The organism is Streptomyces doebereineriae, from assembly GCF_031845645.1.
GTDB lineage: Bacteria > Actinomycetota > Actinomycetes > Streptomycetales > Streptomycetaceae > Streptomyces > Streptomyces canus.
Genome location: NZ_JAVREZ010000339.1, coordinates 1 through 443 on the forward strand (window position 1 = coordinate 1; position 443 = coordinate 443).

General features: G+C 53.0%; 1 pseudogene. It reads left to right on the forward strand.

Annotated elements, in window-relative coordinates:
* Nucleotides 1–181 (forward strand): annotated as a pseudogene (locus RNB18_RS52185) (polyphosphate--glucose phosphotransferase); the annotation flags it as partial.
* Nucleotides 182–443 lie beyond the last annotated feature (262 nt).

Genomic DNA, 443 nt, shown 5'->3' on the forward strand with positions numbered 1-443 from the left:
CAAGGAGTACGAGCGTCTCTTCTGGCCAACTTTGTTTATTGTTGGCGGAGGAATTTCTCGCAAGTCCGAAAAGTGGGTTCCGTTCTTGTCTAACAAGACCTCAGTGGTACCCGCGCAGCTTCGCAACCGTGCAGGAATCGTCGGTGCTGCAATGGCCGCCGAGCAAGGCGTCAAGCCCTGATCTGCGCCATTGTTCATCTTCTCTTCATAAGACGCATTTCACCTAGCCAGGGTCGTTAGGGTGGGTGCGCTCATTGGACATCATTGCCCACTCAAACCGCTCATCCGGCCTCTTCATTTCGGCCACGGTCTCTGCGCCGAATGCACGATATATGCAAGTAAATGGACTTACCTGTTGCAGGCACGTAAGGTCAACGCAATTTCGTCGTGTTTTCGCAAAGATGGCCGCATTCACATCGGCTCTCGACACATGCTCCCCATAT